18 protein-coding genes and 1 other annotated feature are annotated in these 25,939 nt (G+C 40.9%); of the genes, 6 read left to right on the top strand and 12 right to left on the bottom strand.

The genetic code is table 11. The features are described 5' to 3' along the window. Nucleotides 1-8 precede the first annotated feature (8 nt). From ACQKIC_RS07260 to ACQKIC_RS07275, 4 genes are read right to left on the bottom strand one after another with little or no spacing between them, the layout of a single operon-like run. Entirely contained in the window at nucleotides 9-1,667 is a 1,659-nt protein-coding gene (locus tag ACQKIC_RS07260) for a GspE/PulE family protein (protein ID WP_427590561.1), read from the bottom strand. A gap of 18 nt (nucleotides 1,668-1,685) precedes the next feature. After that, the gene (locus ACQKIC_RS07265; RefSeq protein WP_427590562.1) at nucleotides 1,686-3,122 is read right to left on the bottom strand and encodes a VanW family protein; all 1,437 of its coding nucleotides are present in this window, start codon (nucleotides 3,120-3,122) and stop codon (nucleotides 1,686-1,688) included. A gap of 17 nt (nucleotides 3,123-3,139) precedes the next feature. Further along, complete coding sequence (locus ACQKIC_RS07270) at nucleotides 3,140-3,877, bottom strand: PRC-barrel domain-containing protein (RefSeq protein WP_402875820.1); 738 nt, start codon at nucleotides 3,875-3,877, stop codon at nucleotides 3,140-3,142. Between the two features lie 33 nt (nucleotides 3,878-3,910). Further along, nucleotides 3,911-5,512: a hypothetical protein gene (locus ACQKIC_RS07275; protein WP_427590563.1), complete on the bottom strand. Its 1,602-nt coding sequence runs from the start codon at nucleotides 5,510-5,512 to the stop codon at nucleotides 3,911-3,913. 123 nt (nucleotides 5,513-5,635) lie between these two features. Here ACQKIC_RS07275 and ACQKIC_RS07280 point away from each other — a divergent pair, with 123 nt between their 5' ends. From ACQKIC_RS07280 to ACQKIC_RS07290, 3 genes are read left to right on the top strand one after another with little or no spacing between them, the layout of a single operon-like run. Then, nucleotides 5,636-6,127 carry a type II secretion system protein gene (locus ACQKIC_RS07280; RefSeq protein ID WP_427590564.1) on the top strand — a complete coding sequence of 164 codons (492 nt, stop codon included), beginning with the start codon at nucleotides 5,636-5,638 and terminating at the stop codon, nucleotides 6,125-6,127. After that, nucleotides 6,082-6,735 (top strand): PilW family protein, encoded by a 654-nt coding sequence (locus tag ACQKIC_RS07285; RefSeq protein WP_427590565.1) that lies wholly within the window; start codon nucleotides 6,082-6,084, stop codon nucleotides 6,733-6,735. The genes ACQKIC_RS07280 and ACQKIC_RS07285 overlap by 46 nt, the downstream gene beginning before the upstream one ends. 12 nt (nucleotides 6,736-6,747) lie before the next feature. Beyond that, nucleotides 6,748-8,391: a hypothetical protein gene (locus ACQKIC_RS07290; RefSeq protein ID WP_427590566.1), complete on the top strand. Its 1,644-nt coding sequence runs from the start codon at nucleotides 6,748-6,750 to the stop codon at nucleotides 8,389-8,391. On the opposite strand, the gene ACQKIC_RS07295 is transcribed toward ACQKIC_RS07290, so the two are convergent. The 4 genes from ACQKIC_RS07295 to ACQKIC_RS07310 form a co-directional block, all read right to left on the bottom strand. Beyond that, complete coding sequence (locus tag ACQKIC_RS07295) at nucleotides 8,360-9,328, bottom strand: ankyrin repeat domain-containing protein (protein ID WP_427590567.1); 969 nt, start codon at nucleotides 9,326-9,328, stop codon at nucleotides 8,360-8,362. The two genes, ACQKIC_RS07290 and ACQKIC_RS07295, sit on opposite strands and share 32 nt — an antisense overlap. Before the next feature lie 60 nt (nucleotides 9,329-9,388). Beyond that, nucleotides 9,389-12,877, bottom strand: a complete 3,489-nt coding sequence (locus tag ACQKIC_RS07300) for a DUF5057 domain-containing protein (protein WP_427590568.1) — start codon at nucleotides 12,875-12,877, stop codon at nucleotides 9,389-9,391. Nucleotides 12,878-13,127: 250 nt separating this feature from the next. After that, on the bottom strand, nucleotides 13,128-14,828 hold the full coding sequence (locus ACQKIC_RS07305; RefSeq protein ID WP_427668587.1) for a sensor domain-containing diguanylate cyclase: 1,701 nt from the start codon (nucleotides 14,826-14,828) through the stop codon (nucleotides 13,128-13,130). A gap of 245 nt (nucleotides 14,829-15,073) precedes the next feature. Continuing rightward, on the bottom strand, nucleotides 15,074-16,360 hold the full coding sequence (locus tag ACQKIC_RS07310; RefSeq protein WP_427590570.1) for a bifunctional folylpolyglutamate synthase/dihydrofolate synthase: 1,287 nt from the start codon (nucleotides 16,358-16,360) through the stop codon (nucleotides 15,074-15,076). Nucleotides 16,361-16,459: 99 nt separating this feature from the next. On the opposite strand from ACQKIC_RS07310, the gene ACQKIC_RS07315 reads away from it, so the two are divergent. Next, nucleotides 16,460-17,371: an ATP-grasp domain-containing protein gene (locus tag ACQKIC_RS07315; protein WP_427590571.1), complete on the top strand. Its 912-nt coding sequence runs from the start codon at nucleotides 16,460-16,462 to the stop codon at nucleotides 17,369-17,371. Beyond that, a complete protein-coding gene (locus ACQKIC_RS07320; RefSeq protein WP_427590572.1) occupies nucleotides 17,368-18,213 on the top strand; it encodes an ATP-grasp domain-containing protein in 846 nt (281 codons plus the stop codon). Before ACQKIC_RS07315 ends, ACQKIC_RS07320 begins: the two co-directional genes overlap by 4 nt. Nucleotides 18,214-18,267: 54 nt before the next feature. On the opposite strand, the gene ACQKIC_RS07325 is transcribed toward ACQKIC_RS07320, so the two are convergent. After that, on the bottom strand, nucleotides 18,268-20,919 hold the full coding sequence (locus tag ACQKIC_RS07325; RefSeq protein ID WP_402958145.1) for a valine--tRNA ligase: 2,652 nt from the start codon (nucleotides 20,917-20,919) through the stop codon (nucleotides 18,268-18,270). 43 nt (nucleotides 20,920-20,962) lie between these two features. After that, nucleotides 20,963-21,190 (bottom strand) — a binding site (T-box leader). A 276-nt stretch (nucleotides 21,191-21,466) separates the two neighbouring features. Here ACQKIC_RS07325 and ACQKIC_RS07330 point away from each other — a divergent pair. Beyond that, nucleotides 21,467-21,619: a hypothetical protein gene (locus tag ACQKIC_RS07330; RefSeq protein WP_402875862.1), complete on the top strand. Its 153-nt coding sequence runs from the start codon at nucleotides 21,467-21,469 to the stop codon at nucleotides 21,617-21,619. Between the two features lie 57 nt (nucleotides 21,620-21,676). On the opposite strand, the gene ysxE is transcribed toward ACQKIC_RS07330, so the two are convergent. The 3 genes from ysxE to hemL form a co-directional block, all read right to left on the bottom strand. Beyond that, nucleotides 21,677-22,747, bottom strand: a complete 1,071-nt coding sequence (ysxE, locus tag ACQKIC_RS07335) for a spore coat protein YsxE (protein WP_402958140.1) — start codon at nucleotides 22,745-22,747, stop codon at nucleotides 21,677-21,679. A gap of 95 nt (nucleotides 22,748-22,842) precedes the next feature. Continuing rightward, the gene (locus ACQKIC_RS07340) at nucleotides 22,843-24,456 is read right to left on the bottom strand and encodes a LysM peptidoglycan-binding domain-containing protein (protein WP_427590573.1); all 1,614 of its coding nucleotides are present in this window, start codon (nucleotides 24,454-24,456) and stop codon (nucleotides 22,843-22,845) included. A 186-nt stretch (nucleotides 24,457-24,642) separates the two neighbouring features. Continuing rightward, nucleotides 24,643-25,932: a glutamate-1-semialdehyde 2,1-aminomutase gene (gene hemL / locus ACQKIC_RS07345; protein ID WP_427590574.1), complete on the bottom strand. Its 1,290-nt coding sequence runs from the start codon at nucleotides 25,930-25,932 to the stop codon at nucleotides 24,643-24,645. Nucleotides 25,933-25,939 lie beyond the last annotated feature (7 nt).

Genomic DNA, 25,939 nt, shown 5'->3' on the forward strand with positions numbered 1-25,939 from the left:
TGACACCCCTATTCCAGAACTGCTACTCGAAGAATTTCCTCGGTAGTGGTCAGTCCTTGTTTGACTTTCAATAAGCCGTCATCCATTAAGAAAATCGTTTTATATTTCATGGCCACTTCACGGAGCTTGTTAAGCCGCTCGCCATTCATGATCAGTTTTCTCATCTCATCATTGATGACCAATATTTCTTGAAGGGCAATCCTTCCTTTATACCCAGTCATATTACAAGACGTACACCCGCGCCCCCGGTTAATGCTTTCGATTTTCATGCCTCGTTTTGCAAAAATATCGATTTCCCGCTTACTCGGCTCCTGTTTTTCGACACAATCCCGGCACACTTTTCTTACTAATCGCTGCGCCATGATTCCGCTCAAGGAAGAAGCGACCAAAAAAGGTTCGACGCCCATATCTATCAATCTAGTGATCGTTCCTAGTGAATCATTCGTATGGATCGTGCTTAATACTAGATGTCCTGTCAAGGATGCACGGATGGCCACCTCTACCGTGTCCTTATCCCTGATTTCCCCCACCATGATGATGTTTGGATCTTGTCGTAGGATGGAACGTAGACCGGTTGCAAACGTCATGCCGACATTCGTATTGACTTGAATCTGGTTCACACCTTCAAGCTGAAACTCAACCGGATCTTCAATCGTAATGATATTGACTTCCTCGGTATTCAGCTGATTTAAGGCCGCATATAAGGTCGAAGATTTCCCTGATCCAGTCGGACCTGTAATCAGGACAATTCCATTTGGCTGGGCAATCATGGATTCAAATCGCTGTAGGTTCAATTTATTGAATCCAAGTTGTTTCAAATCATTCAACTTATTGCCTAAATCAAGAATCCGCAAGACGATTTTTTCCCCAAAGATTGTGGGAAGAGTCGACACCCGTAGATCGACAGGATGATGGCCGAGGTTCACTTTAATCCGGCCATCTTGTGGAACTCTATGTTCGGTAATGTCCAATTTCGCCATGATTTTGATTCTGGCAATTAAAACGTTTTGCATATTCTTGGGTAACACCTTTTCCAACCGTAATACACCATCCACGCGATACCTGACGACCAATTTCTTTTCCTGGGGATCAATATGAATATCACTTGCCTTATGTGTCACGGCATTCGAAAGCAACTGATTGACAAGTCGTACGACCGGTGAATCCTGATCGACTGTTTCCTCTTGATTATTTACATCGCGATTAAGGGTAACCATCAATTCTTCTAGTCCGTCTTCATCCGTGTAATGTTTAGCAATCGCACGCAAAATATCATCTTTTGTCGCTATGGCTGGTTCGATTTGAAAACCGGTTGAGAGCCGTAGATCATCGATGGCATAAAAGTCCATCGGGTCAGCCATGGCGACATATAGTTTTTCGCCTTCTTTTTTCAAAGGAATCATTAAGTTCCGCTTAGCCATATCCTCCGAAATCAAACTGAAGATATTCGAATCGAACGGGTACCGATATAAGCTCACATGGGGGATACCTAATTGAAATTCCAATACTTCAATCAACTGTTGCTCCGTGATATACCCTTTTTGCAGCAATACATCACCAAGCTTTTGTGACTTACTTTTTTCTTCCAAGGCAATTTGCAGCTGGTCCTCAGAGATCAAACCAGCTTCCACCAATAAGTCTCCAAGCCTTTTTCGGGTTTGAGCCATATTTATCCCTGCTTTACCTTATTTTTGGGGAACGTTGGGATCTTCCACATATTTGGGGTATCCACCCGCTTCCTGGATACTATCACCCTTAACTTGATCACCATCTTGTTTACCTTTTTCGATGTCCTTATTGTTTTCTTTCCTATCGCTATTCCCACTGGCATCTTCGGGCGATTCATTCTCTGTTTCCCCCTGATCCTGCTCAGTGTCTTCGTCAATCCCTTGATCGTCTTTTTCCGTGCTCTCATCCTCCGCATCAGAGGCATCTTCATTATTAGAATCAGAAGGAGGTGGAATGACTTTGAGTTCCAATCCATATACTTCAATTCGATGAATCGGTGCATAGAAATCTTCAGATACGGTTTCCGTCTCCAGAAGATCTCCCGCAGAGGACTCGATGCGACGAAGAACCTTGACTGTTATACCGTCTTTGCCATCCTTTTTCACCTGCATGGCAGCAGGGGCCAACTCATCACTATATTGTTTAATCGTTTTCGGCGTGTACCTTTTTTCATCGGTCGTCTTTACCTCATAGGAATTCAGGAAGGATTGCCCCTTTAATGTCGCCTTTAATTTCTTTCCTTCTACCTGAAGTTCAACCCGGTATGCATGATTATTCGTATTGGCAAAAACCAGATCATGGCCAATTTCAGAATCGATATGTGCCTCAAATCCCAATTTGGCATAACCAGGAAGTTGATCACTGATATTCCGCTCAAGAATCGTAAAGTTAGTCGGCAGGACCACACCATAAATCGCTGTCGCCAACCGGCTCAATGTGTCTGAGTTATATTTCTTTCCTTCAAGCTCCGACATTTTCTGCAAAAGAGAAAATTGAGTTTCCCCTTTCACTTCCAACGGCTGTATCAAGGGAATCAATTCCTTAATGGCAGTTGCAGCGTCTCCTACATTCACCGTAGCCTCAGCAATTACCTCTTCCTCGCCCACATCTCCATCGATGTAGTTTTCCAGCTCAAGGGTTTTGGTCCCTTCCGTTAAGAACTCCGCACTTACCGCCAGGTCATTGGCAAGCCTATCTATGTCCAACGTAGTAGATGCAAGTGATAAGGACATGTCATATAAATCTTCTAGCAAAGAATCTTTGTCGACCGAGACGACTGCTTTATTTTTCTTGCCTGAAAGCAAAGAAACAATCGTCTTTTCCCTTTGAAAATTGAAAATCCCATTATCTACGGTCATTTGACCTTCCTTATAAGTGATGCCCAAGACCGTATTCTGCGTCCACTTTTCAGTTGCCTCGCTCAGTAGCGTACTTACTTCCCGCTTACTTTGACCCTCTATATCCAGGCTCCCAATCGTCGTGTTCTCACCAAATTGTGCTGAATCTTTGAAAATCTGATTGTAAGCCGACGCTCCAAAATGCGAAAAACTAAAAATATATGCGGTTGATAAAATAAAGACCAGAAAAATTTTCAGCATTTGTGGATTCTTCACATAAAGGCAACTCCTTTTTATGCTTCAACATTCATGGAAAGCCCGACCAATACACTCGGACCCGCCGATTGTGCGTTAATAATATCCTCTTTCGAAAGAACGCGACCTTCCGAGAAAAGGACTTTTCCGTCTAGGCCCGTAACATTATTCACCAATCGCTTTCCTTGAAGCAATTCAATTTGCTTATTCCTTAAATCAGCTTCCCCATTGGGGTTTTCTTCGCCGGCAGCTACTTCTGCCTCAGGGACTTGTTCACCCATCAACTGTTCCGCCTGCTCGAGGAATCGGGATGAAGCATCTTCCGTCACGATCAAAATGTCCTTGCCAAACGTCAAAACAGTTTCAGATGGGAGAATTACTTCATGATCCCCGACTTTCACCTGCATCCCGATGACTTGACCGTTATCTTCATCCGTAAAATACTCGCGGACGCTTCCTAATAATTCACCTTTTCGGGTCATCACTTTGGCATCGGTAATCTTGATTTTTTTATTCACGAGCTGATTCGCAATCGGGATTTCATTTAAATCGATGACAGAGTTTTCGGTTTCGATCGTTAAAGCGTATTCCCCAATCCCTATTACCTTTTTGAAGGGAATGGCCCTTACACTAACCTGCCAATCTTCATGTTCGATTGTGATAAAGTCTAGTGAGCCTTTTTCAGGATTGATCACTAATGATTTCACCTTTCCAATTTCCATACCTTCTGAAATGCTGATAATGGGCAAGCCTAAAATTTCTGTACTTTTTTTCATATTTTCACCATACCTATCTTCTGATTTTTCATCTTAACAAAAACGGTTTTCCATGAATGCTAACTCTTCTAGAAGAATTGGGTGCGCGCTGAACTTTTCCTTTAACTGCACGATCAATTCACGAAGCTTTTCCGTCTTTTTCGCTGTGATATACGTTTGAATTAAAAATGATGCAAATATGTAATACTGTTGATCCGGTATTTCCGGATGCAAATGGCTCATAACCAGTTGCTCGAACTCGCTATCATTCAACTGATGCTGTGCGATTTGAATATGGGAAATCATCGTTTGAAACATCTGTTGTTGCAATTCGCTGACATGTTCTGTTGGACTCTCAAGAGTTGTTTCTTCAGGCTTAGCAATGACTGACGACGACTCTTGCTCTTCTTTTGCTTTATCCATTTCTAGGACAAGCGCTTCAGGAATCTCTAGAAGGCTTTCCGGTTCTAAAGAATCTTCTAACTGAATATCTGGTTCTTCCACATTCATTTCCTGACTATCTTCACTACCTGTTTCATCGGACGTATTTTCAAGAGTTCCAGGCTCTTCGGGATTTTCCCCTAAACCATTTGATTCTAAGTAACCATGGAAATCCAGTTTCTCTTCCGCAGTATTCACTTCGATAGTTTCTGTGTCATTTTCCGGCTCTATTACTTCCGTTACCCACTCGCGTTCTTCAGGTAATACAGCCAGTTCTTCCATCTCTTCTAGATGAATAGGGTCACTCTCTTCGTCAATCTCCAGCTCCACATACTCATCATCAAGTAGCTTTTCAATCTCGCTTAAATCGTTTTTCATCGGCATTTCTATTTCTGGGATACTTTCTGTTTCTTCAGTTACCGGCTCCATCAAGTCTTCTTCTAGTAATCTTTCAATATCACTTATTTCACCTTTTACCGGCATTTCAATTTCTGGGATACTTTGTGTTTCTTCGGTCACCGGCTCCATCAAGTCTTCTTCTAATAATTTTTCAATATCACTTATTTCCCTTTTTGCCGGTACTTCTATTTCTGGAATACTTTCTGTTTCTTCGGTCACCGGCACCATCAAGTCTTCTTCTAGTAATCTTTCAATATCATTTATTTCACTTTTTACCGGGACTTCTATTTCTGAAATACTTTCAACTTCTTCTAAATCATCCGTTCTCGTATCCAAAAACTCTGCCTCAAAAACAACGATCTCATCATCAGCGAATTCTTGCTCTTCCTCCGTTTCCTGAACGCGTTCCTCAGATACCGCAACATGATGCTCGCTGCTCTCAAATCCCATTTTTTCTTTCTGTTCCGCCTCTGACTCTTCTATTTTGGATAACGAAGCACGATCTCTCGACGTTTCAATCAAAACGGCAGAATCGTTATACCGTTCATAGAAGTCCGACGCTTCTTCTTGATTCGAGAGCATTAATGGCTCGATTTTTTTACCGATAAGGAATAAAGCCAAAAATAACAGCAAAGTCAAAAGTAATAAAGCCTGCCAAAGAGGATAGTTATTTGCCACAACTAGACCCGCCAGTGAAACGGCAACAGCACCCCCGATTATGACCAGCTTTCCCTTGAAAGTAAGGGACAATGGTAAAACATAAACAATCGGAATCAATAAAACGAGGGATATTCCAGCAAATACGATTGTCTCCAATAAATCACTCCTATACTATTTTATTATATATTTTCCGTTTTTCGAAAATAGCTCCTTAATTTGGGTAATAAATCCTAAAAATATTGTATAATACTTATAGATATTTTGAAAGAAGGGAAAAGTATGGAAGAAAATATTTTTTCGAAAAATCAAAAGGGATTCACCCTCGTTGAAGTACTTGCTTCTATCGCTATATTAGGAATTATTACCATAACGGTAATGACCTTCTTTACACAATCCTATGATTATACAAAAAGGAACCAGAGTAAGACAGTCGGAATAAATGTTGCGAGAAATGTGATCAATTACTTTGACCAACTTGAGTTTAATGAACTTTATAAACAATATGGAATCGCCTCACTAGACTCAGAAGGCATCAATATATCTCTACCAGACTGCAACACTCGCCCTTCCCTCTATACAACAAGCTGTTCCGAAATCTTGCAACCTACCATAAATAATTACAAATATGATACAGAAATTACCCTTAAAAAATATGAAAATGTAGCAGTGAAGGATACAGGCTATGATCTTAATAAGAATTTGATTAGAATCGAGGTGAAGGTGGTTTGGGAAGACAAAGTAACAGCTGTCACCGGCCTTTTGAAAAAGTAAAAAAATCTCTCTCGAACGAGAATGGCCTGAGCCTGATTGAGATATTACTTGCTGTAACCATTACAACCTTCATTACAGGCGTTATCTATTCACTATTCATTACCGGCCTTAGCCTCTATCAAAAAATCCAAATTGAAGGCCAGCTTAGAGAAGATGCGGATTATATCGCCACCATGATTATGAATGAATTGACAACGAACCAGCCTAAATATGTTACGCCTCTTAAAGAAGATGGAAAAATCGGCGTTACGTTGAACGTCCAGGAAGAGAAAACGGTAGATGGATTCATCATAGAAGATAGCAAGGGAACGGAACCAGTGGATATTTATTTTAAAGATAGCCAGTTCATCATCGATAATAAAGGCGTGTTGACCACTCTTGATCTTTCCACTTCCTCTTTTATCGACATGAATGAAGGTACACAAACGGAAAAGAAAACGGGCATTATACTCGATGCGGATAGCCCCGACTGCACCATGGACTCCTCAGGGGCCTTATGTACGCATGGTACGATTCATGTCACGATGGTCATTGAAAATAATATTCATGCTAAAGGGTTCTTTGTTACGACCGAACCACATGTATTAGAAAGCTCGTTTGGATTTTAAGGAGTGAAATTCATGAAATGGAATAATGAAGAAGGATATACCCTTTTATCCGTGTTGCTTTCTTTTTTGATTCTGACCACGCTTGGCATGGTACTTCTTGCTGCGAGCATTAATGGAGCAAAGAGAACGGAAATAAGGGAAACAGAAATCGTGGATGATATCGATGATATAAGTGCCGTAAAAGAGGGGGTTTCGATTATTGAGGAACATGTGAATACACTGGAAACACCTCTCCTTTTTGGTAGTAAGTCTGAATACAATAACGATTTAGCAACATTCATAAACGAGGAAAACTTGAAAGGTATTTTCACAATAGAAGATTTAACGAAAAATTATCCAACGATTGATAACCAACATGATAACACGAGAGTATTTGAAGTAAGCAGCGGCAAATATCATCAAAAGGTCTACATTACGGCGATGCCAAGCTTTCTAAAGTATGCTCTTGGTGCCGGGAAAGATTTGACCATTAATGGTTCTCCCTTTATTGATGGAAATATCTACGCGAAAGAGCAATTTAATATCAGTAACCAAGCTTTATATATGTATAAATCTTCGCTTCTTTCAAGGAAGACAGAATTGCCAGCGGTCCAAGATTATAGTGAGTTGCATGCGAATCGACAAGGGATGAACATGTGTATATCCGCCCCCTCGTGCTACGGTGGTGCAGGACATGACAAGGAAGAGCTGAGATGGCAGCGATTGAATGTTCCCACATTGAAAGACGCTTTTCTTTCTGGAAACATCCTTTTCAATGATATAGATGACACTTTCAATGAGATTGATATAAAAGAAACGTTTATTGATAAACTATCATCTAGTAGTATTGGTATTTCGGGTCTAGATATTGATATGTCGATTGAAGATTTGAATCAATCCATTAATCAAAAAGATTACCCTAAAAATGAAAAAGTCAGATTCGATGATTTATCGCAGTATGGTACAATATCGCCGATTATTCACTCCGACGACGCCTATATAGACAGCTTCGATATCGAGCTTGGGGACAAGCAATGGCTAGTCATTTCCGGTAATGCAACGATTGAAAACTCCTTATTGGAATCTATGGATGTTAAAGGCAATATTTTAATTACAGGTGACTTGACGATTAAAGGAAAGGTGAGTTTTGATTCCGTCATCTATGTACTTGGTTCTACTACCCTAAATAATGCAGATATTCCTTGTTACAAAAACAAATGTGGAAATCAACCAGATGATTCGTCTTTGATCTTAATGACACAAGGTAAACTTAGCATTGCGCGGATAAATAAATTTCAAAATGAAACCAATACGATCAATGGTTATTTTTATACAGAAAGTAAGTCTTCCTGTGAATACCGCTTTGCTTCTGGATGTGATTCCAAAGAGGTTTCGAATATAGAAGACCCGACGTCTTCTGAGATTTTTGCAGTGGGATCCATTCTGAATATTAATGGTGGGGTCTTTTCTAAGAGTTATTTAACTGTCAATAGTTATCGTGGAGACGTAGAAGATGATAAGGGTGATGGCGATTTAAGCTTTCCTGCAGTAAAAGAAGACGCCGAGTCAAGGTTGACCATAAAAAACAACAAAAGGCTTTTTCTAAATAAGACGCATGCCCTTCCAAAGGTGGAAGGATTGGATGTCATACCCGATAAGCTGAATAAAGAAAAATAAAACAGGGAGCTCCCTGTTTTATTTTTTTCAATAGTTTCATAATCCCTTTATGGTCCCACTCTTTAGCGTAATCATAGGCAGTCTTTCCCTCTTTGCTTTTTATTGATTTATCCGCTTTGGCGTCGAGTAATAACTGGACTTGTTCTTTCTCTCCGAACTCGCTGGCATACATAAGGGCTGTCTTACCCAGCTCATTTTTGCTATCAACCGGAATCAATCCCGTACGAGTAAGCAACTTCACTATATCCGTTCTTCCACCAATCACTCCTATAGTTAGTAAAGTATTCTTTTCATGATCCTGTATCTTTGTTAGTTCTTTATCGCTTTCTATCAACGCTTGACTAGCTTCGACATTCCCTTCCTGAACGGCAAGCATGAGCGGCGTTTCTCCTGCTTTATTTTTGATTCCAGGGTTAGCCCCATACTTGATAAAAAGTCGTGCTAGTACATCATCTCCTTTTAGGGAAACGATATGGAGGGCCGTGTTTCCTTGTTCATCCTTTTCTTTTAGCTTTGCTTCAGCTTTTTTCAGCGCCATTTTAAACATCTCATTTTTAACTTTCTGCTTTTCTTCGACTTGCATCTGCTGGTAATGATCTAAAGAATAAGCAAGCTGGATGAATAGAGGGTTATCCGCTTTTGGACTCACATCTGCCCCTTGTTCTAAAAGTGTCCTAGATAAAGAATAAAGTTGCATGTGTAAGGCGTATTCCAGTGGAGTGTATCCCTCTTCCGATTCTTTATTAATGAATGCCTTTGATTTATTATTCTTCAACACCTTTTCCGCATTCTCTTCTTCCCCTGCCTTTATGTAAGTAAGCAGCGATTCAAACTGTTCTTTCTTTTCCGCTTTGGCTGTGTTGTATTGATATACCCCACCAGCCACAATCAATATACATAACACGATTGAACTGATGATTAGGATTCTTTTTTTCATAGGATGTCCTTTCCTGTTTAGAAGATAAACGAAAGCCGGGTTGCCCCGGCCCTTAAAATATTAATATTTATCTTGCTTGTCATTTGAATCTTTTTCGGCCATTGGCGTAACAGTGACCTTCACGACAGCTTTGTATTCTTTACCTTTATCATCTTTTACTGTAACGATCATTTCAGTTTTTCCTACCCTCACTCCATGAACAGCTCCATTAGATACCGTTATATAATCATTCTTTAGAGGAGAGAAATCAGTTGTATCGACGTTTGTTGCATCTGCTGGACTATGATGTACGACAATGGGTTGTGAAGTACCTTTTTGTAGCGTGATATCCGGTACGATGATTCCTTCAAGAGGTTGGCCTACTTGGACCTTGACTATGGCCTTCACAACAGGGTTTGATTTAGATGTAATCTCTATATTCGCCGTCCCAGTACTGACGCCCTTGATTTTACCATTCTCCACCGCTTCCACAATGTTGCTATCGGAAGATGTCCAAACTACTGTTTTATCCGTTGCGTTACTTGGTAAAATTTCAACAGTGAAATCTTTAAATTCATCGAACTTATTCATGGTAATCACGTTTGGGTACACTTCTATACCTGTTACGGGTACCTCTGTCACCGTAATCATGGAAGTGTGTTTGACTCTCTCACCATTAGAATCAATTCCCGTAACAGTCATAAGGGTTTCACCAGTCGTTAACCCTGTAATGGTGAATTCTTCTTTATTAACACGAGCTATGTCATTGTTACCCAATACAATCTCTAAGCTAGACTTGCCATCCTTTGGTGATATATTACTAACGGGTAATGGTAGTGTCTCGCCAACATGTAATGTTAGGTCCGTTAAAGTAAACGAATTGACCGGAATTCTTACTGTCACAGGAACTCTCTTTTCAAAAACATTCCCGAAATTGTCCGTAACTTTCACTTTTAAGAATGTATTTCCTTCTTTTATTACTTTAGCCGTTCCTGAAGCAGGATTTAAATCCAAAATATTTCCTCTGCTTTCTTCACTCCATGAAATACTCCTGACTCCTGCATCTGCGGGCAACTTTTTCAAGTCAATCGAAAAGTTTTTTTCTGTACCCTTACTGAGTACGTAAGAATCAGGAAAATCAATACCAGTTAAGGCGAAATCCGCATTGAACGTTAATGTATTAAACGTTAACTCTTTTTGGATATTAGTTAAATCCTTATATCTCAATATAGAATTAGCCAATATATACTGTTTTTTTGCAGTTGGCGTGACATGGACACTGAACGTCAAAGGACTAGCAACGAAGTCATTGCCCACTTTTTTGTAGACAATACTCAATGTCTTTTCTAGGGATATACCAGTTGATGCTGTCCCACTTTTCGTACCGTCACTAGTGACCTCCAAATCTGCCGGAAAACTTTCTCTCAATGCCATGGCTTCTAGAGTGACGGAATTGCCAGAAAGGGCTTGAGCTTCTATTCCAGTGATTTTTTTCGGTGTTACCGTATATTCGATTTCTACAGGTTGTCCGACTTCCACTAAGTTATTTGATTTCAAAATCCTGCTTACTTCAAGATTGGCATTTATTTTTTGTACTTTTACTTTCACTTCTTTTTCACTGACTGCGCCAGATTGGTCTGTTGCTTGGACCTTGATCTTCACAACTTTACTATCCTGTAAATTATGAGGTAGAGACATATTGATTGTCGATCCATTTATCACATCTTTTTCTTCCGATACTTCTTTCTCGTCCATAAACACTTTAGTGGATAGATTTTTATCTTTTAAATCATAATCTTGTAGTGTGTAAGATAATTCGATGTTCTGGTTTAAAGGGATGACCTGATTTTCTGTTGGAGTATGAATGGTAATTTCAGGTGCATGATTCGACCCTAGGAACGCTCTGTACATCGTGTTAACGAATAACTTTTGCTCATCATCAGGGAAGCTATCACTTCCCCCCTTATGACCTGTTCCAGAGTACGTAATGTTCCCTTTCGAGTAGGTATAATAATGATTCCAGCTATCATTTTCATCCCGACTGTTTCCAGTGATATTATACCAAGGAATTATTTCTGGATCCTCCAAGTCAAGCGTGTAATACTGATTATGAGTTAATGCCACTGATAATTCATTTTTCAATGCATATGGATAGGTTGTCATTAAACCATCATTGATTTTTTTCGTCGTTCTCGAAGTATTGGGTGCACCATATCCAAGATTCGTCTGAGGACTGATTTGTCCTGTATCATTCATGAAATTATTTACCCAATTATTATTATTTTCAAAAATGGTATCGTGGGTAAACATGATGCTTTGTTTAGAAGCAATAAACCTTTTCAATGAAGCCACTGCATTTGTATTTATATTCGCCGATCTATTATAAGAATCGGCAAATCCAAAGATGACCATGTCATATTTTCCGTTAATGACCTCATGCGAATAATTCGGGGCTTCTTTTTTTGACTTATTAAAAGTGTCCATGTTCGTTGCGTCAATCGAGATACTATATTCGTTACTATTTAAATAAGATTGATTCATATTATTCGGGTTGCTATCCCTTTTTAACGAGCTTTTTTCATTTGTATAGACTTGGAGCACTTTTACTTCCACTTTTTTATCAACGAACTTAATAATCCCTTTTTCATAACTCTTTAAGTTATTACCGGAATCTACAAGCTCCATTTTCCAATAACGTACCCCTGAATAACCTTTTGGTAGTTTGAAAGAAAGATTCGTTGCTTTAGAAGTAACATTCTCCTCCAATACAATTTCATCTGTCGTATATTTGTCATCAAAATTGGAATCGATATAAAGCTTGGCTTTTAGGCTCCTCGAGTTAATATCCGAAGGAACGACTACATTCATCGTGAATTCCATGTCCTCTTTTGGCTGATATGTCTTCTCCTTATCAGGGGCTTTAGTTAATGTAAAGCGTGGGGATTGCTTGTACTTATCTCCTTTAAGAAAATCATTAAAAGCCTTTTTCATATTATCTTTATCTGTTTGTGTACTTTCATTATTATTTTTTCCACTTCCATACCAGAATTCGTTCCAGCGATCCCAAAAGCTTCCGCTTGAATTGGTACTAGTACTATCATAGTTGATGACATTATTTTTATTTAATAGATTTTGATTGCTAAACTTCGCTTTTATTTTAGAACCAGTCGTTAGACTTTTGGTATGTAGGATGACAGGTTGTCCTTTATTAATGAAATCATTAATGATTTCATTTGCTTTTAAATTCGTTATGTCATTCATTACACCTTTTGTATTATGATTATCCCCACTTACAGGGTCAGAAGTATAATTCCCCTCCATAATCGCAATCACATCATATTTGCCATCCAGCTCTTCCCGCTGTGTGACAAACTTCTTCATCGTCATTAAGGTATACTCATAGTCATTACCCAGGATACTCTTTAATTGTGAAGATTCCCCCGTTGCAATTATCTCAAGGATTCTCAGTTTAGGACCAGACGTTTGAACAGCTGCTTCTAAAGGTTTAGGTAGAAATAGAAACGAAAATAGTAATACCAATGATAAGACTAACCCCACTGATTTTTTCATAATTTACACATCACTCTCATTTATAATTTATCTCTCCTCTGCCTTATACGAAGCAGTTCAGTTCCTGGTAATGAAAGTCTATATGTTTCTCTCTATCGATTGCTTATACCATTATTAGTTATATAGTCTTATTACTTAAGCATATTTTATCAAAAAATGCACAAGAATGGGCAATAAATCCATTAATTTTTAATATTGGTAAAATAACCCTTATAAAAAAAAAGACAAGACTCCAAGGAATCCTGCCTTTTTACCCTCCATATACTGCCACTTTATTTCTCCCAGCTTGTTTTGCGCCTGTATACATGGCACGGTCAGCGTGCCTGATTATCGATTGGGCATCTTCGGCATCGACCGGTGCTGTTGCGACCCCGATGCTTGCTGTAATGGAAATGGACTCTTCCCGTCTATTTTCATTTAAATCCGAATGGACGGTGAAGGGCTTGTTGGCTATCGAGAGTCTGATAAATTCAGCGAATTGATAGACTTCTTCTTTTCCAACATTGGGTAAGAGGATAACGAATTCCTCTCCACCGTACCTTGCTGTTACCCCTAAATGACCAACAATGCCCTCTAGACGCTCCGCCAATTCACAAAGGATTTCATTACCGCTTTGATGCCCATATGTATCGTTAACGGACTTAAAATGGTCAATATCAAGAAGGATTAGCGACAACTGATTGATTGATTGGTTTTGTAAACGTTCGAACTCCTTATGTAACACACATTCAAAATACCGAAAGTTATATAAATGGGTTAATGCGCATCGTTCACTGCTATATTTGGTTTTTTGATAATGGCGAGCATTTTCAAGAGCCACCCATAAGTAGGATGAGAGAATGTCCATGATCTTCGTTTGATGCGTACCATACGCCCTCTTCTCGGAAGAGGTAACGATGATTTCTCCAACTACAACAGAGTTCCGAAGAATCGGAATGGCCATGATGCTTTCCACGTCTTCGGGGAAATTCCCATAATTGGACAGATGCTTCCATTCCTTTTTAGCATGAAAGACCTTGGCCTTTTTCAATTGAAAAAGGGTTGCATAAATTCCTTCTTTTATGGAAACAGGTTGAATCCTTTTTTCTATTTGTACGCCATTTTCTGCATATCGTAATATCTGGGCGTTTTCTTTTTCATCGAATATCTCGAAGACCAGCGTGTACTTGGAAGGGATGATCGCTGAACTGCCATCAATAAATAGATCCAGTACCTCATTCGCCTGTAGCCTTTGAGTCAACTGATGACCAAATTCACTTACCTTTTTTAAATGCCTGTTTATTTCCTTAGTAAAATAGTATTGTTTCATGATATAAGCCAAACTGATCAAAGCCGCCCCTACGAGCAAAATGGCCAAGGTCCCCATTTCGATATATAAAATAAATAAAATAATCCCGATTGGCATGGTCATGAGGCTTAAGAAACCGTCCCATAAAGCATCCTTTGTTTTCATCTCCATCTTTTTCCCATATAACCATGAATGGGAGACGGTGACAGCTAAATGATTGAATAAAAAATAAGAACACAGATAAACGAGAATCAGCAGAATGTCGAAAATATCAATACCGGAAGTGAAATCATGATCTCCACCTAAGCCATAATAGACCAGTCCACTCAATAGGCAAAATATAAATGACGTGATGGAATTAAGCGGAAACCGATACCAATCCTTTTTGGCTAATCGAAGCCTGACTATAATGAACATGAAGGTAACCTGTGTGACCAGGATTTCGATAGCTAGTCCGAACACTAGAAAGACCGCGAGCGAAACTCCCTGTACGACTGTGATCGGGATATTGTTAATCATAATCGGCATCAAGGTCAATACACTTATGAGTGCGAGAAAAGCAACAATGTCCCCCGTATTCCCACTCGTGATTGGCGGAAATACATGAAAAGTCCCGACTAAACCAGCGGGTATAATAAGAAACCACATCACATAGACAGCCATTCTTTTTTTTCTAGAAATAATCATTTATTCTCCCCATCCCCATGAGTATCTTGACACATTAATCATACCAGTAATCAGTTACTTTAGCACTATACCCAAATTAAAAAACTTTAAAACTAATAGGTCAAAAGTCTTTGTTTCTTTATTTTTTGAACCTAAAAAAACCCTTCTGTCTTAAAAGACAAATGGGTATAAAGCTAAATATGATAGAAAAAATGGCTGCAATAAGTGGCATATGCTGATGATCACTCAACACTGTATACAAATTTCCGGACAAGAGAAAGAAAATAGAGGGAACCCGTGATGACCAGTACTTCTCGTGCGTTTGTTCTTTGTTTGCCGGTTATGATCGCTTTCTGCCAATCCTTCTCCAATTCCCGTTTCTCCTTAGAACAATGTTCATAAAGCACTTCCGCGTTCGCTGCCCGTTCATGTTCGAATTCAGTAACCGTTATTTGACTTGCTTCCGTGTCGAGTAGCTGAAGCATTGTAGCATAATCCTTATCACGAAACGAACTGAATATAAACCGGTAACGATGATTCGGATAGCGTGTCTTTAACGTGTCAAGCAGCACCTCAATACCGGCTGGATTATGCGCCCCATCAATGATGATCAACGGTTCATTTGAAATTATCTCAAAACGGCCATTCCACTGTGCTTCCCCTATCCCCTCCCGAATGCTTTGTTCACGGATGTCCTCTCTTACAATTGTAGCAGCTGCGATGGCCAGTGCAGCATTATAGATTTGATGGCGCCCTAGCATCTTTACCGCTATATTTTCGATGGTGATATCCTTGAATGAAAAAGAGAAGCTTTGGCCGAGTTCATCTTGCTTAATGCCATGTACATGAACGTCTTTATCGATTTGATAATATGGAACGTCCATGGAACGTGCTTTATCTTCTATCACCTTTGCTGGTTCCTCTGTCGTCACTCCACTGATGATGGGTGCCCCTTTTTTAATGATCCCTGCCTTCTCAAAAGCAATTTCTCCAAGCGTATTACCGAGGATATTCGTATGCTCCAAAGAAATGGAGGTGATGATGGAAAGAAGTGGCTTGACGACATTGGTGGTATCGAGCCTTCCCCCAAGTCCCGTTTCCAGTAAAACCAAATCCGTGCCTTTTTTGCTAAAATAAGAAAAAGCCATCGCTGTCAGGATTTCAAATTGAGTGGGTCCATTTCCTTCACCATCCATCTCTTGTACGATTGGCCACAGTTCTTGAAATCCAGAGACAAAGTCCTCATCGCTGATTTCCTCCCGGTTTATCTTTACCTGCTCATTCAGTCGAATTAAGTATGGGGATGTGAAAGAAGCCACCCGTAGCCCTTCAGCCAAAAGGATTTCCTTTATGAATTGGAGCGTAGAACCTTTGCCATTGGACCCTGCAATATGTATATATTTAAGCCCTACATGGGGGTTTCCTAATTTAGCTAATAATGTTTCCATTCGTGACAAGCCAAAGTTCATACCTAATTGGACCTGTCTTTCTTCAAAAAATCGGTTGATTTCATTCATGTCCGTTACCATTTATCGATAAGCCTCCTCTTTCTTTATACCGCTCTTATGCGTTAAAATTATTTTATCAATATATTAACGATTTACCTAGATGAAAGGTAGTGATTGACCATGAAATCTTCTTCACTCCATTGTTGGATTGTCGTCAACGGCTATTTGCAACATGAAAAGTTTTCTAGCTTGGCTTTATTCATACAAGAGTCCGCTGAAAGAAAAGGGATATCGGCAACACTTGTCCGAAATTCCGACCTGGTTCCCGTTATTGAAAAGGGAACCCCGTATCTAAAAGGAACTGATGGAAAATTACCAGATTTCGTCCTGTTTATGGATAAGGATATTCATTTGGCACGCCATCTGGAACTGCTCGGCCTACCCGTATATAACAGCAGCTCGGCCATCGATATGTGCGATAGCAAGGCCAAAACGCATCAAGCTTTAGCGGGTCACTGCATCCCGATGCCAAAAACCCTGTTTCCCCCGTTTACTTATGAAGGAATAGAAAGAAAGAACCTGGATGCATTCAAAAAAATCGGCAATGAGCTTGGCTACCCCCTAGTTGTAAAAGAAGCATACGGTTCATTCGGGGAACAGGTGTATTTAATTCCTACGGAGGATGAATTTATGGAAACGGTGAAAAAGCTTGGGCACCGGCCTTTTATTATGCAGGAATTCATTGAGCATAGTAAAGGCCGGGATATCCGTGTCAATGTCGTCGGTAATCAAGTCATCGCTTCCATGCAACGGAAGTCCGAGCATGATTTTCGAGCTAACATGACAGCTGGTGGAACAGCCTTCCCCTACACACCCACCAAGGCAGAAAGTGATCTTGCCATCCGTTGCGCTACTCTATTGGGTGCGGATTTTGCCGGGGTAGATTTGCTGTTCGGAGAAGATGGCCCGCTATTATGTGAAGTGAACTCGAACTCGCACTTGCTCAACATTTACGAATGTACGGGCATTAATATTGCTGACAGCATGTTTGATTATGTGATGGATGCATTCGAAAGAAAGGGATTCCAATGAAAAAGCATACAGGCTGGCTGATTTATAACCAGGAAGATTCCGCAAAAAACAGGGGATACATAGATTGGATGCTGGAAGAGGCCAAAAGTCTCGACCTAGATTTGCGTTTATATTATCGCGACCACCTACAAATCGGCCACCGTTCGAATCAATTGTATGTCGAACACAAGCACGAACCGATAGATTTGCCTGATTTTGCGATAGTCCGGACCATCGATCCTTTCTTCACCAAACAATTGGAAAGGCTACATATCACATGCTTCAACTCTTCTTTCATCTCGGAAATCGTGAATGATAAAGCAAAGACGCATCAATATGTGACTTCTATCGGCATTCCAATGTCAGATACAGTTTATTGCTATGGCACTCCCTCAACAAGCGATATGGAATTACCATTCATTGCGAAAGACGTTCATGGACGTGGTGGAAAACAGGTTTACTTGATTGAACATGAAAAAGACTTGAGAGAACTGCCTAACGCAAAATGGATCGTTCAAAAACCGGGTGTATTCGGAAAGGATATCCGTGTCTTTGTCATTGGGAACAGAATCATTGCAGCTGTCCTTAGAGAGTCCTCTTCAAACTTCAAGGCCAATTACACGTTAGGCGGATCTGCTTCGTTATATGAGCTGTCAGCTGCCGAACGGACACTCGTAGAACGGGTAATCGCCGCCTTTGACTTTGGCATGGTCGGGATCGATTTCATTTTCGCCGAAGATGGCAGCCTCATGCTCAATGAAATTGAAGATGTAGTGGGAAGCAGAACGTTAAGTGCGCTCAGCAATCTTAATATTGTAAAAGAGTATCTATTGTTTATAAAAGAGAAACTATCGGTTAAGTAACAAATAAAAGGATGAACCAGCTTCTTACATAGCCGGTTCATCCTTTTTTGTTTTTTAAAGCTGTTTCAATTCATTGATTCTATGAATGACAGAATCACGTTTCTCACTATAGTCTTTTTCTTTGGCACGTTCTTCTTCAATGACGCTTGCTGGCGCTTTTTTGACAAAGCCTTCGTTGCCTAGTTTTTTCTGTACGCGTTCTACTTCTTTATTAAGTTTGTCGAGTTCCTTTTCAAGACGTTTCACTTCTTCGTCGATATTGATCAGCCCTGTTAGTGGAAGGATCAGTTCAACACCCGTAACCACAGCTGTCATGGCTTGTGCTGGTTCTTCGACATCGATGCCGATTGTCAATTGTTCAGGATTACAGAAACGCTCGATATAGCTGCTGTTTTTTTCTAATGTTTCTAAAATGGACTCATCTTTTGCTTTTAGAATCAAGTTGATTTTTTTGCTTAAAGGCGTGTTGACTTCAGAACGGATATTCCGGACTGAACGGATGATTTCAACAAGCAGTTTCATTTCCTCCGCTGCAGCTGTATCCGTTAACTCTTCCTTCACTTCAGGCCATGCAGCAACCGTGATTGATTCGCCTTGGTGCGGAAGGTTTTGCCAAATTTCTTCCGTTATGAACGGCATGAATGGGTGAAGCAATCTCATCGTGTTATCTAGTACGTATGCAAGAATCGAACGAGTCGTTTTCTTCGCCGCTTCGTCTTCGCCATATAGCGGAAGTTTAGCCATTTCAATATACCAGTCACAGAAATCATCCCAAATGAAATTATAAAGCACGCGACCCACTTCACCGAATTCATAACGGTCCGCAAGTCTTGTCACGTTTGAAATCGTTTCATTCAATCGAGTAAGGATCCATTTATCAGCAACGGACTTTTCACCGCTTAAATCGATTTCATCATACGTCATGCCATTCATGTTCATTAAGGCAAAACGGGAGGCATTCCAGATCTTATTGGAGAAATTCCATACCGCTTCCACTTTTTCCGTGCTGTAACGAAGATCTTGCCCTGGTGAGCTTCCTGTTGAAAGGAAGTAACGTAGCGAATCTGCACCATATTGGTCGATGACATCCATTGGATCGACACCATTGCCAAGCGATTTACTCATCTTGCGTCCCTGTTCATCACGAACAAGACCATGGATCAGAACGTCTTCGAATGGGCGCTCTCCCGTAAATTCAAGCGCTTGGAAAATCATCCGTGATACCCAGAAGAAAATGATATCATATCCTGTTACAAGTGCTCCGGTCGGATAGTAACGTTTGAAATCGATGCTTTCCTTGTCCGGCCAGCCCATAGTCGAGAACGGCCATAGTGCGGAGCTGAACCAAGTGTCCAGGACGTCTGTATCTTGTTCCCAGTTCTGTGCATCAGCAGGTGCTTCCTGTCCCACGTATACCTCGCCTGTCTCTTTATGGTACCAGGCCGGGATGCGGTGGCCCCACCAAAGTTGACGGGAAATACACCAATCGCGGATATTTTCCATCCAGTGCAGATATGTTTTCTCGAAACGATCCGGAACGAAGTTGACCTTTTCATCCTCGGATTTCTTTTGAAGGTCAACCGATGCATCAGCAAGAGGCTGCATTTTAACGAACCATTGAGTAGAAAGATATGGTTCTACAACTGCTCCGCTACGCTCTGAATGGCCGACAGAGTGAAGGTGGTCTTCAATTTTGAAGAGTACTCCAGCTTCTTGCAAGTCTTTGACGATTTGCTTACGGCATTCGAAACGGTCCATTCCTTCATATTTACCAGCCTTCTCATTCATCGAACCATCTTCATGCATGACAAGGATGCGTTCTAGATTATGACGGTTTCCGATTTCAAAGTCATTAGGGTCATGAGCCGGTGTAATTTTAACGGCACCCGAACCGAAATCCATATCCACATAATCATCGCCAACGATCGGAATTTCACGACCTGTGATTGGCAGACGAACCATTTTCCCGATTAAATGCTTGTAACGGTCATCTTTAGGATGTACCGCAACTGCCGTATCACCAAGCATCGTTTCTGGACGGGTTGTCGCAATTTCAATTTCTCCCGATCCGTCAACTAGCGGGTATTTCATATGATAGAATGCACCTTGAATATCTTTGTAGATTACTTCGATATCAGAAATGGCCGTTTTCGTCGATGGGTCCCAGTTAATGATATATTCGCCACGATAAATCAATCCTTTTTTATAAAGGGTAACGAATACTTCGTTAACCGCTTTAGAAAGACCTTCATCAAGCGTGAAGCGTTCGCGGGTATAGTCAAGGCCAAGACCAAGTTTTGCCCATTGTTCACGGATATGGCTTGCATATTCCTCTTTCCATTTCCATGTTTCTTCCACGAATTTCTCACGACCTAGGTCATAGCGGCTAACGCCTTCAGCACGAAGCTTTTGTTCCACTTTCGCCTGTGTTGCGATACCGGCATGGTCCATACCAGGAAGCCATAGCACGTCATATCCTTGCATACGCTTCATACGTGTCAAGATATCTTGTAGTGTTGTATCCCAAGCATGACCAAGATGTAGCTTACCTGTTACGTTTGGTGGAGGGATGACGATTGTATACGGTTCTTTTTTATCATCACCTGTTGTTTCAAAGTACTTCCCATCAAGCCACCATTTATAACGGCCTTTCTCTATCGTTTGCGGATCATATTTTGTTGGCATCGAAATTTGGTTTTCTTCCATGTTGTTTTCCTCCTTTTGGGCATAAAAAAAACTTCCATCATCATAAAAGGACGAAGGAAGTTGTTCGCGGTGCCACCTTTTTTCCGAAAAAGAAAGAAATCTTTTCTCGGCTCTCAAATCGGATAACGGCTCTTCACCGGCCTTCGCTACTAACTATTCACGAAGACTGCTCGCGGACGACTTCTGATGCTGCCTGCTTAGAAACCTCGCACCAATGGTTTCCTCTCTGAAAAGGGCATTTCATCTTACTATTTCCGGTCTTTACATTCATTTATATTCATATGTAAAATCATTAATTGCATATAGTATATAGTACAAAAAAAAGGGGGGTCGAGTCAATCATCTTTTCGTTTACTTTCGTAAGTATGGCCCTATTCACTAAGGGAGGCTCACAAGAACAGAGCGATCTTCCTATTATACCATCAACGTTTCATGATGTTCCGCATTTCTCACATGTTTCGCAGCCCTCCCATACAATAAAAGAAGTCCTACAAAGGAAGGTGCAATCTTGAGACGAAAATACTCACCTTATACGTTGCCACCTTGGATGAAAAAGTTCCGCGGTGTTTGTCAGCAATTCATTGTCCCCTTTATTGTTTTTCAAGGAATACGTACGTTAATATTTCCAACTTTCTTCGATATGCTCCTGTTGGTCGCCTTTATTTTCTTAGCCATGTCGCTATATTTAGAATGGATATAATTATTCCCCTACAACAAAAAAATATACATGATTGGATATTCATCCATTCATGTATATTTAGCTTGGGGGCGATTGTTCCTCTTTGGCCGCCTCGGCAGCCGCTTTTTTCTGTTTTTCGACTTCCTCGACCTTCATCACCATATATTCCACATTCTTCAAAAGCCAGAATTGTCGTTGCAGCTTCGTGACATTATCCAGTTCCGTCCTTAGACCTTTACCCTCGGAATAGTTCTTCACCACATCCAGTGCTGATCCCGGGAAAGCCAAATAACTTTGCATCAGCAGCATTTCCTCTTCTTTCAAAGGAAAGAAACGAAGATAATTATAAAGCCAATCGACGCAATCATCACATTGGACTGGATAGGTCCTCGCCGTTTTGACGAGAAAAGGTAGTAAGTCAAAATGGGGAGGGGCCGTATTCGAATTCTCGAAATTGATAAAGTAACCATATCCTCGTTCATCATATACAAAGTGCTTCAATGAAACCTTTCCGTGGGTGAGGACGGTCCTTACTTTTTCGCTTTCCTTTGTCTTTTCGAACCATGTTTCAAACTTTTTGATAGAGTAGTTCAATGCCTGGGTGATATCCGTAAAAAAGGTGCAGACCGACATCTCAAATGGAGACATATACCACTTTCTTTCACAGGTGACAATGTACTCTTCCATAAAGTCTTTCTGCGTATTCCACTCACTCAGCGTTCTTTCATAATGAGCTTCCCGCTCCTCTGTATCCACCTCTGTTTCTTTCACAGACAGTGTATGCATCCGTGCAAGTTCCCTGAACATTTGCTTATGTTTCTCATCACGTTCGCCATTTTCTTCATTATTCAACCAAGGCATCAGGTAATATAATCGGCCATTATGAAGCACGGCATAGCGCTGGTCCATCGTTTGGTAAATAGGCACGATTCGGTTATATCCCCGGTGATACAATGTTTGGATATTTCGGATAAAGTCCATTCCATTGTGGGGCGTAATCGATTTCAAGGCAAAGGTACCACGGTCGCTATACACTTTTTTCACTCGTCCAAAGTCCTCGATATATTGTACATAAAGCGCGTATTCTTTTAAGACATAGGCTGAATCACTATCCTGAATATTCTTTTGTTGATTCTCGTTTTCCCTCACGAGACTCACTCACTTTCTTTTAAAAAAAGCTCGCCAATCGTTTGAAATGCAAGATAAAGCAGGAGCAGAGCCAAGGCCCTGCTTACTGCTTGTGATTAGTTTTTGTAAGCAATGGACTTTGGAATGTAAATGACTTGCCCTTCGGTAACGCTCTGATTGCCTTCTAGTTCATTACTAAGAAGCAAGGATTGTACCGTGACGCCATAACGCTGGGCCAGATCATCTATCGTTTCCCCCTGCTGTACAATACAGACCTTCATCCTGACCAATTCTTCTTCCTGCTTTCTTCCGAAAAGATCCATGATGGTGTGTTGCTTATCCGCATTATCCTGGTTTTCTTTTTCACCTTGTTCGGCATTTTGCTTTTTTCTGCCTTTATAATTTTTCATTTCTTTTGCCTGTTTTTCGGGTTTTTCTCTTCTTTTGAATAGATCGGTCAAAGATGAAAGGGATTCCGGATCCTTTTCGAGGCTTGAGGATTCATTCTCATCACTAAGATTGTCATCTTGCCTATTGACGATGACATCCTGTTCTTGATGAGGCGAACCCGGAATTTTAACCACTGGCACATTTTCCACATCGGTCAAATAAACGGAGCCTTCCTTTTCTTCTTCTATTTCAGCGACTTTTCTTTTCACTTCGATTTCAATACGTTTTCCTTTTTTATCTTCTATCTCAGCCACTCTTCTTTTGACCTGTTCCTCGATGTTTCCTTTGTTCTCTGCATCTTTTTTTGCCTCGATTTCATCCACTCGCCTTTTGACCTGTTCCTCGATACTTTCTCCTTTTCCTCCCTCTATCTCATCCACCCTTCTTTTAACCTGCTCTTCAATTCTTCCTCCTTTTTCTGTCTCAAACGATGCTGGCCACTTTTCCTTGGAAACAGGAGTCTCATTTTTCTCTTCCTCAATTTCAATTACTCTTCTTTTCACTTGCGTCTCTATGTCGTTATCCTGTCTGTTGACCTCGGCTTCCCACTGCATCTCCTCAGGAAATGGGGATACAGGAATTTCAAAAACAGGGGCGTTATGTTGATGATTACTTAGGTATACCGGTTCCTCTTCTTCATCCTCTTTTGCTTCCGCGACTCGTTTTGCTTCTGCGGAAAATGGCGTGTATAGATCACTTTGCTCGTCATTGCGGAAGACATGATGGAAATCAGGGACGGGTGGTTCTGCAGCCGCATATGGAACGTATGATTCAGTTTCTTCATCTGATTCCTCAAGAAACTCAGTCTCCTCGGTCTCTTGATCTACTTCCATGCGCTCTTCCACATAGGAATCATTGTAAATACCGGTTATCAACAAATCCGCCTGTAATTTTAGGCAGTTATGTTCAGGCAGGGCATAGTCAAAACTCTGAATCGTGATATCGATTTCCTCCAATGAGGAGATTCGGTTATTCGGTATCGTTATATCAACCGGAAATCGGTGTGTGAATTCATTGAGACCATCTGGATGCCTCTCAACCTTTTGAACGGCTTTCGGCAAAAAGCTTTGAGGAAATTCCTCATAATCACCGTTTTGCGAGTCTTTGTATTCACCACTTAAATCTAATGAACCCCGGATAAACACATATTGATCGCTTTCCTGGATCGTCACATTTGGATCGAGGGATATGGAATAGAGCTCAGCCACTTCCTGTCCCTTATGAAACCAAACGGACTCTTCCAAAGAAAATCGCAAATACGATTCGTTTTCTTGCGACAAGACAACTCCTCCTTTCAGCTTCAGAAAAACAGTACCTATACCAATAACAATCTATGAGGAAAGGGAAATGATTATTCCTTTAATCAATGGGAAAAATGGATGAATGAATCGAACAAACGGTTGAACGGAGGGGGGAAATCATCACAAATAAAAAAGGGCTTCCCCGGAATGGGGAAACCCTTACGATTATTTTTTCAATGTAGCGAAAGCTTTTTCAGCTGCTGCGATTGTTTTTTCAATGTCTTCATCGCTATGAGCCGTTGATAGGAATAAGCCTTCGTATTGAGAAGGCGGAAGATAAATCCCTTGGTTCGCCATTTCCCGGTAGTACGATGCAAAAAACTCTAAATCAGATGTTTTGGCTGTATCATAGTTCACTACATCTTCATTTGTAAAGAAAAGTCCGATCATTGAACCGGCACGGTTGAATGTATAGGGAATGCCATATCGTTTCGCCGCTTCCCCGATTCCTTTTTCAAGCATATCGCCTTTACGGGTAAACTCATCATACGATTCAGGTGTCAATTGACTCAGGGTTTCAAGTCCTGCTGTCATCGCAAGAGGGTTACCGGATAATGTACCTGCTTGATAAATATTACCGCTTGGGGCTACTTGCTCCATGATTTTACGTTTGCCGCCGAAAGCCCCGACAGGTAAACCGCCGCCGATCACTTTACCTAGGCAAGTCAAGTCCGGATCAACGCCGAAATAACCTTGAGCACAGTTATAACCTACTCGGAAGCCTGTCATGACTTCATCAAAGATCAATAAGGATCCGTATTGGGTCGTCAAGTCACGTAGTCCTTCAAGGAAACCAGGTTGTGGCGGTACGACTCCCATATTTCCTGCAACCGGCTCGACGATTATACAGGCGATATCTTCACCAAACTGTTCGAACGCGTATTTAGTGGCTGCAAGATCATTATATGGTACCGTGATGGTATTCTTTGCAATTCCTTCAGGCACTCCTGGACTATCAGGTAAGCCAAGCGTAGCCACACCAGAGCCGGCCTTAATCAGCAAGGAATCACCATGTCCATGATAAGACCCTTCAAATTTCAGGATTTTATCGCGGCCTGTATAGCCACGCGCCAATCTCAATGCACTCATCGTAGCTTCTGTTCCTGAAGAAACCATTCGGATCATTTCGATTGAAGGGACCCTCTCGATGACTAGCTTAGCCAGTTCATTTTCAATCAGCGTAGAAGTACCGAAGCTTGTACCTGATTCTGCTACCTTTTTCAATGCCTCAACTACACGGTCATTCGTGTGACCAAGAATAAGTGGACCCCATGAAAGAACGTAGTCAATATATTCGTTACCATCAATATCATAGAGTTTGGATCCTTTACCCCGTTTCATGAAAATAGGATCCATATCCACTGACTTGAAGGCACGGACAGGACTATTTACGCCCCCTGGCATCAGGTCTTTAGCTTCGGCAAACGCCTTTTTTGAGTTTTCGTATGAACGCATGTATCCG

It is taken from the genome of Peribacillus sp. NPDC046944 (genome assembly GCF_050272735.1).
GTDB lineage: Bacteria > Bacillota > Bacilli > Bacillales > DSM-1321 > Peribacillus.

Coding starts and splice junctions, on each gene's coding strand:
- ACQKIC_RS07260 (WP_427590561.1), bottom strand. CDS start 1,667: ATGGCTCAAACCCGAAAAAGGCTTGGAGACTTATTGGTGGAAGCTGGT.
- ACQKIC_RS07270 (WP_402875820.1), bottom strand. CDS start 3,877: ATGAAAAAAAGTACAGAAATTTTAGGCTTGCCCATTATCAGCATTTCA.
- ACQKIC_RS07280 (WP_427590564.1), top strand. CDS start 5,636: ATGGAAGAAAATATTTTTTCGAAAAATCAAAAGGGATTCACCCTCGTT.
- ACQKIC_RS07290 (WP_427590566.1), top strand. CDS start 6,748: ATGAAATGGAATAATGAAGAAGGATATACCCTTTTATCCGTGTTGCTT.
- ACQKIC_RS07295 (WP_427590567.1), bottom strand. CDS start 9,328: ATGAAAAAAAGAATCCTAATCATCAGTTCAATCGTGTTATGTATATTG.
- ACQKIC_RS07300 (WP_427590568.1), bottom strand. CDS start 12,877: ATGAAAAAATCAGTGGGGTTAGTCTTATCATTGGTATTACTATTTTCG.
- ACQKIC_RS07305 (WP_427668587.1), bottom strand. CDS start 14,828: ATGGCTGTCTATGTGATGTGGTTTCTTATTATACCCGCTGGTTTAGTC.
- ACQKIC_RS07310 (WP_427590570.1), bottom strand. CDS start 16,360: ATGGTAACGGACATGAATGAAATCAACCGATTTTTTGAAGAAAGACAG.
- ACQKIC_RS07315 (WP_427590571.1), top strand. CDS start 16,460: ATGAAATCTTCTTCACTCCATTGTTGGATTGTCGTCAACGGCTATTTG.
- ACQKIC_RS07320 (WP_427590572.1), top strand. CDS start 17,368: ATGAAAAAGCATACAGGCTGGCTGATTTATAACCAGGAAGATTCCGCA.
- ACQKIC_RS07325 (WP_402958145.1), bottom strand. CDS start 20,919: ATGGAAGAAAACCAAATTTCGATGCCAACAAAATATGATCCGCAAACG.
- ACQKIC_RS07330 (WP_402875862.1), top strand. CDS start 21,467: ATGAAAAAGTTCCGCGGTGTTTGTCAGCAATTCATTGTCCCCTTTATT.
- hemL (WP_427590574.1), bottom strand. CDS start 25,932: ATGCGTTCATACGAAAACTCAAAAAAGGCGTTTGCCGAAGCTAAAGAC.